Origin of the sequence: Sphaerochaeta sp. UBA5849 (assembly GCA_002432715.1) — a bacterium.
Taxonomy (GTDB): Bacteria; Spirochaetota; Spirochaetia; order Sphaerochaetales; family Sphaerochaetaceae; genus Sphaerochaeta.
Window position 1 is genome coordinate 23840 of record DJGJ01000033.1, and the last position, 6609, is coordinate 30448.

Consider the following 6609-nt stretch of genomic DNA (forward strand, 5'->3'; position numbering starts at 1 on the left):
AATAAACACGTAAGGATTGTCACTTCAAGCTGAGCACTCCATGCACCAGAGATGAAACCAAGGACAGGTTGTAGAGAATCAGGGCCGATACAGAGAGAAACACGGGAGGATCGGAGAGCAGCATCAGGGTGACCAATGAGACAACAGCTGCCACTGAACCAAAGACGAAGAATAGGAATGGGCCTTTTGCCAAAAAGGTCCCCACCATGAGAAACAAAAGGGCAATGATGGCGACAAAGCCCAATTCGGCCGTCATCAAGTAGTCAAAGACCAGCTCGGAATTGACGATCAGTGATATCAGCGAGAAGAAAAACGGAGACAGGAGAACCAGTGCAACGAGCAGCGTTCCTATGAGCAGAAAAGCCTTTGCTCCGCCTGTCGCCTTCATGACTCACTCTTTCCCAACATGGTACCGACCAATTTCAACAGCACATCGTCCACAACCAAGTCGGCGCGGGTGTGCTTGGCGTCGATTCGCGGTTTTTTCATCAGCTGCCGGTAGGCGTCGCAGATCCACAGGCTTGCAGTCTCGGGTGGAACGATGGAGGTATCGAGAACCAAATCAAAAAGCGCTGCATCATTCTGGTTGTACTGCAGGTCGGTTTGCACAAAGCTGGTCCGAATCAGTTCCTGCTCGATCAAAGCTTTTCTAGCCTCGATATCAGTAGTACCATACTCCTTCTGCTTTCGCTCAAGCCGTACAGAAAGCGGTGCTTTCAGTCGAACGTTGAGAATATCGGTGTACCCCTGAAAGAGACCGAATCCTCCCCGGCCGAGCAGCACCACATTGCCAACCTTTGCGAAGGCACGCATTACAGTAAGCAGGAAGTCGATGGTCACGGAACGTTGAAGATTAAAACGTTCCCAAAAACCGGGGCGGGTGTTGTACACTTCCTCGAAAGCACTGAAGCCGTAGGCATGCATGACTTTCTCGATGTCTTCCTTGTCAATAAAGGACAAGCCCAGTTGTTCGGCAACCCGTTTGGCAATGAAGGTTCCTTCACTGCCTATCTGACGAGAAATGGTAATGACTCCCATAGACACCTCCTTCTGGTATTTTTATGGTATACCTGTAATTACCAGAAGTCAAGAAACAGGTCTACAAGCTTGTGTAGTCCAAGCCCAATACATCCTCGATAAACACTTTTGCAAGGGCGGGATCAAATTGGGTCTGACTGCAGCGTTTGATCTCCTGCGCAGCCTGCTCGGTGGTCACCGTTTTGCGATACGGTCGGGAGGAGGTCATGGCGTCGTAGGCATCAGCGATGCTGATGATCCTCGACTGCAGGGGAATCTCCTCTCCCCTGAGGCCTTTTGGATACCCGTTGCCGTCGTAGTGTTCATGATGCGCCAACACATACTGGGCGAGTCCGGCCATATCCTCAACCGAGTTGAGAATGCGGTATCCGATTTCGGAGTGCCGCTTCATCTCCTTCCACTCTTCGGCTGTCAGCCTGCCCTCCTTGTTGAGTATGGACTCATCAATGGCAATCTTGCCGATATCGTGCAAGAGGCCCACCAGCCTCAGCTCATTGGCCGCCATTTCACCCAGGCCGGAGGCCCTGGCAAGGCGTTCACACAACTCGCTGACGCGCCTTGAGTGATTCTCCTCCCGCTTGTTCTTCTCGTGGAGGGTGTTGATGATTGCATAGACGGCTTTTCCCTGGGTGTGGGGGCTGTCGACGAGCTTTCTGGTTGCCAGGTCCTTCTCCGCCTGCTTGATCGCCTCGTTGATGCTGCCTTGGGCGGTATCCAAGGAAGCAAGGCCGAAGCTCATTGAGGGAACCACCGAACCCATCATCTCCAAGGAGGCTATATCACTCGTTACTCCACCAAGAAGGGTCTCAACCTGGTCGGGGTTTCGGTTGAAGAAGAACAGGGCAAACTCATCACCTCCCACCCGGCTGACATAATCGCCTTCAGGTAGATGCTTTTCCAATATTCGTGCTATGCGGCTGAGCAGGCGGTTGCCCTCATCGCGACCGAAGGCCTCGTTGAGGATTCTGAGCCCGTTCACATCCCCGAACGCGACAGTGAGAATCTGGTCATCGGCAATTTGCAGATCCCGTACATACGCTTCAAAATGCACACGGTTGTAGAGTCCGGTGAGAGCATCGTGGTTGGAGGCATACAGGATTTTTTGCTCGTACTGCTTGCGTTCAGTGATGTCGACGGTCATGCACAAGGACTCAACATTTTTCATATCCTTGGTGGTGAAGATGGAGAGGGAGAGATTGGCCCAAAGGATCTGTCCATCCTTGCGGATGAATCGCTTGTCTATAGACAGAATTCCTCCATCTTTGTTCAAAAGACGCTGGGTGGTCACTCTGCTGAGCGCTTTGTCCTCAGGATGGGTGAACTCATCCCAACGCCTTCCCAGCACCTCTTCCCTGGTATATCCAAGCATGTCGGCATAGCTTTGGTTGATGTTCTCAATCCTGCCGCTTTCAACATCGGTAAGGGACATGCCGATCGGGGCTTGTTCGAACATGGTCTTGAACAATCGTTCGCTCTTTTCCAACTCGGTGATTGCGAGAACCCGCCTGGCCTGGCTGAAAAACAGGAGACTGAGCAGATAGGTTCCTATGGGATAGACAACAAGAATCGGGAACGCCATGACGCCGATAACCGTCCTACGGATGTCTGAAGGCATGAGCAGCATGGCAAGCAGCATACCTATGTGGGTAACCACTCCCATCAGGTAGTACTCCAAACCAAACATTTCATGTTTCGCAAGCACCTTGTCATAGCGCTTCCGGTGCCACACGCTCCCAACAATGCTGCTCAGCAGAATGGTCACAAGACCTGTATAGATGCCTCCACCACCGATGATAAGCCGGTAGACAGCCATCATACCTGCTCCGATGGCTGTTGGGATAAAACCGAAGACCATGCCTGATACAGTGAGCAGGATGGTTCTCGAGTCAAATATCACCCCTTCATAGAGGGTCAGGGGATTGAGCATGACCAGTATGCCGATGATCCCGACAATCGAGCCTACAAGCACCTTATGGGATGTGAGCCTCTTGAGATTGCGAAACGGGTAGGTGGCGAAGAAAATCATGAGGGCTAGAAGCAGGGCGATATTAAACAGGATATTGAACATCACAGCCCCCTTACCGAATCGTCGAACAAGCAAACCTTATTCTTTCCAGAGGCTTTTGCCTGATAGAGGGCACGGTCTGCATCGGCAATCAACTCGCTTTTCTCAAGGTCCTCATAGCTGAGTCGTGCTATGCCGATGCTGATTCGTATCGAAAGCACCTGGCTCTGGTAGTGGAAGTGTGTTTTTTCCACCTGCTTTCTCAAACTCTCACCCATTGCAAAGGCCTCCTCGTCCGTCATGTCTGTAAGAGCCATGACAAACTCATCACCTCCCAAGCGGGCGATGGCATGGTTATGCTTCAGCACATCCTTTGCGATACCGGCAAACTCCTTCAGTACGGCGTCGCCGGCCAAGTGGCCATACTGGTCATTCACATCCTTGAACCGGTCGATATCGCAGAGCATGATGTGGGCCCTGCCCTTCTCCATCAAGTGTATTCTCACCCTCTCAAGAAAGTATCGTCGGTTGTACAGGCCTGTCAGGGGGTCGATGTAGGAAAGTTCACGCAATTTCTTTTGGAGGTTTCTCCGCTCGGTTATGTTGATGATTTGTGCAGTAACTGCCCGTTGGCCCATATACGGGGTCTTGAGAGGGAACATCCTGGTTTCAAACCACTGCGTTCCTCCCGGTCCATTGAATTCAGGAAGCACCACCTTGTTGGTCTCAAGCTGATAATCAAATGCGTTGAGACAGTTCATTTCCAGGGTGCGGCGCACCTGTTGCATGTAGAAATCGGCAAACTCCTTGGGCATGAAATCATAAATATTCCTGCCTTTCATGGGCTTGCCGTCATCATAGAGACTTCGATCGGTTCCTCCGAACACCTCAAGGTACGTACCATCCTCGCCGATGACAAAAAAAGGATCGGGAATGGTGTTGAAAAGTGAATAGAGTAGTTCAGAAAGAATCTCCTGGTACATCCTGCCTCCAAGCTATGAGCACTCATACTGTACCATGAATATCTTCGGATACAACAGGGAACCCCCCTGTTTTCAGAAGGGTTCCCAAACCCAGGAGGAGTCCTATAGGTTATACGGAGTACAGCAGTTGCTCGTACGTGGGTATCGGATAGTAGCTCTCACCCATCAGAAGCTCTGCGGAATCACTGATCGACCGTACTTCAGCCATTGCAGGGAGCACCTGGTCGTGATAGTACCTGCTTGTCTGAAGAACCTCACCCACCATGCGTGCGTCCACCACCCGCTTCTCAAGCTCAGTCACAGCCGATTCGAGGCTGTCTGCAAGCCTGCTCAGGGAGGTGACGGTGGATTTCTCGTAGGAGAGCGAAAGGGAGGGAACCAGGACCAGTTTATCCTGTGCTGAACGGGCCAACATACCGCTGAATGTGCTGAGGGCGGGAAGAATCTGCTTGCGAACCATGTCGGTCATGGTAAGCGCTTCGATGTTGATCGTCTTGCAATAGTTCTCCAAAACAATCTCGTAGCGGCTGTGGATTTCGGTCTCGCTGAGTACGCCGAACTTGGAGAAGAGAGCGATGCTCTTCTTGCTGATGAAGGCCGGAAGTGCATCAACGGTGGATTTCAGGTTCGACAACCCCCGCCTCTGGGCTTCCTCGACCCAGGCCTGGGCATAGTTGTTTCCATTGAACACGATCCTGCGATGCTTCTGATAGGTCTCCTTGACCAGTTTGGAAAGAGCACAGGCAAAGTCCGTCTCTTTCTCCAACTGATCGGCAAACAGGGAGAGCTTGTCGGCTATGATCGTATTGAGTACAAAGTTCGGACCACTGACGGAGAAGGAGGAGCCCAGCATCCTGAATTCAAACTTGTTTCCGGTGAAGGCGAACGGACTGGTGCGGTTGCGGTCGGTGCTGTCCTTGGGAAGCGGAGGCAGCAGGTTCACCCCCAGCAGCATCGAGGTGGGGGCTTTGTTTGGACAATCAGTCCCGTCGGCCAATGAGTCGAGAATGTTGGTGAGCTCCTGGCCGAGGAACATCGAGACAATGGCGGGAGGGGCTTCATTGGCCCCGAGGCGATGGTCGTTGCCGGCATTTGCGACGGAAACCCTGAGAAGGTCCTGATACTCATCCACCGCTGCAATCACGGCAACCAGGAAGAGCAGGAACTGGGCATTGTCCTTCGGGTTGTCTCCTGGTTCCAGCAGGTTGATTCCGCTATCGGTGGAGAGGGACCAGTTGTTGTGCTTGCCCGATCCGTTCACCCCGGCAAACGGTTTCTCGTGCAACAGGCAGACCAGCCCATGCTTGTCGGCAACCTTTTTCATCACCTCCATGGTCAACTGGTTGTGGTCGACGGCTAGGTTGCTGGTGGTGAAGATGGGGGCAAGCTCATGCTGGCTGGGGGCAACCTCGTTGTGTTCGGTCTTGGCCAGGATGCCGAGCTTCCACAGCTCTTCATCAAGTTCACGCATGAAGGCCGACACCCGGCTCTTGAGGTTGCCGAAGTAGTGGTCTTCCAGCTCCTGGCCTTTCGGAGGTCGTGCCCCTAGCAGGGTTCGACCGGTATGGATCAGGTCCTTGCGTTTCAGATAGAGGCTCTTGTCGATCAGGAAGTACTCCTGTTCCGGCCCGACGGTGGTCACCACCCGTTTCACTTCTGTCTTGCCGAAGAGCTTGAGAATCCTCAAAGCCTCTCTGTTGATAACCTCCAGGGAGCGAAGCAGCGGAGTTTTCTTATCCAGAACCTCGCCGCTGTAGGAACAGAAGGCGGTGGGGATGCACAAGGTGTTTTCCTTGATGAAGGCATAGCTTGAGGGATCCCAGGCGGTATAGCCACGGGCCTCGAAGGTTGCTCTCAGTCCGCCGGAGGGGAAGGAGGAGGCGTCGGGCTCACCCTTGATGAGCTCCTTGCCGCTGAACTCAAGCAGGGCCGAGCCATCCTTTGCGGCTGAGATGAAACTTTCGTGTTTCTCAGCGGTGATTCCTGTCATCGGCTGGAACCAGTGGGTGAAGTGGGTTGCGCCTTTGCTCAGCGCCCACTCTTTCATGGCATGCGCCACCTGATTGGCTATGGTGATATCAAGCTCCTTGCCCTCGCGGATAGTCTGCTTCAACTCACGATAGGTGTCTTTGGCTAGATATTCGCGCATCATCCTATCACCGAACACCATGCACCCGAAATACTGGTCAACACGTTCTGTCATACACTGCCCCCTCTGGTGGTGTTAACGGGTTTTCGGCACACTCATCCCCTGACTTTGTCACCAATTAGGCCGTCAAGAAACAAGGTGCCCACAAACCCAATTCCGACACACATGCCGGAAAAAGAGAAAGGCGCTGTAGCCCATAACGGACTACAGCGCCTTTGCTGATGGCACTTTGTACACCCAAGAAAGGATTACTGTCAACTGGGGTACATAAGATTTTCAAAGCAGAAGGATGAACCCATACAACAAAACGGTGTACCATTTGCCCATATTGTTTAAATCATAAGACTTAATTTCCAGAGGCAATTTCAAAATGGTCTCTGAAGAGATGATACTTGCATAAATATACAGATTCACCTTCCCAGGCTTCATCTCTC

At 52.4% G+C, this 6609-nt stretch carries 5 protein-coding genes; all 5 read right to left on the reverse strand.

All coding sequences use genetic code 11. The annotated features are described in order from the left end of the window. Positions 1-19: 19 nt before the first annotated feature. The 5 genes from B3K89_RS05395 to B3K89_RS05415 all read right to left on the reverse strand — a co-directional run bounded on the left by B3K89_RS05395 (position 20) and on the right by B3K89_RS05415 (position 6229). On the reverse strand, positions 20-388 hold the full coding sequence (locus B3K89_RS05395; protein ID WP_293909917.1) for a hypothetical protein: 369 nt from the start codon (positions 386-388) through the stop codon (positions 20-22). Continuing rightward, the gene (locus tag B3K89_RS05400) at positions 385-1038 is read right to left on the reverse strand and encodes an AAA family ATPase (protein ID WP_293909915.1); all 654 of its coding nucleotides are present in this window, start codon (positions 1036-1038) and stop codon (positions 385-387) included. Before B3K89_RS05400 ends, B3K89_RS05395 begins: the two co-directional genes overlap by 4 nt. Before the next feature lie 61 nt (positions 1039-1099). After that, a complete protein-coding gene (locus tag B3K89_RS05405; RefSeq protein WP_320349528.1) occupies positions 1100-3106 on the reverse strand; it encodes an HD domain-containing phosphohydrolase in 2007 nt (668 codons plus the stop codon). Then, entirely contained in the window at positions 3106-4026 is a 921-nt protein-coding gene (locus B3K89_RS05410; RefSeq protein WP_298503809.1) for a sensor domain-containing diguanylate cyclase, read from the reverse strand. Before B3K89_RS05410 ends, B3K89_RS05405 begins: the two co-directional genes overlap by 1 nt. 109 nt (positions 4027-4135) lie before the next feature. Then, positions 4136-6229, reverse strand: a complete 2094-nt coding sequence (locus B3K89_RS05415) for a glutamine synthetase III (protein ID WP_293909909.1) — start codon at positions 6227-6229, stop codon at positions 4136-4138. Positions 6230-6609 lie beyond the last annotated feature (380 nt).